The following is a 250-nucleotide window of genomic DNA, read 5'->3' as shown; positions in this document are numbered from 1 at the left end:
CTACCCGAGGTGACGGTCGTTCAGGGCTTGCGGCGCCAGACCACGACGGACTGACCGATCGTGGCCTGCGGGACCGCGGGCAGGTTGCTCCGCGGGACGGCCGGACGCGTGGCCAGCGCCTGGTTGAGCGCCTCGCGGGCGGCCTCGAGCTCAGCGGCGAGCTCCGCGTTGCGCGCCCGGAGGGCGGCCGCGGCGTTCTCCAGCTCGAGAATCCGGCGCACGCCTTCGATGCCGATGCCGGCGGCTGTCA

Annotated in this window: 1 pseudogene; it reads right to left on the bottom strand. The window is 74.4% G+C overall.

Annotated elements, in window-relative coordinates:
- Positions 1–20: 20 nt before the first annotated feature.
- Positions 21–250: pseudogene (locus ACOADB_RS23430) on the bottom strand (MerR family transcriptional regulator); the annotation flags it as partial.

Source organism: Nocardioides sp. CPCC 206348 (assembly GCF_048654705.1).
Lineage (GTDB): Bacteria > Actinomycetota > Actinomycetes > Propionibacteriales > Nocardioidaceae > Nocardioides.
Note: the sequence above shows the minus strand (reverse complement) of the source record. Positions and strands in the feature narration are given on the sequence as shown.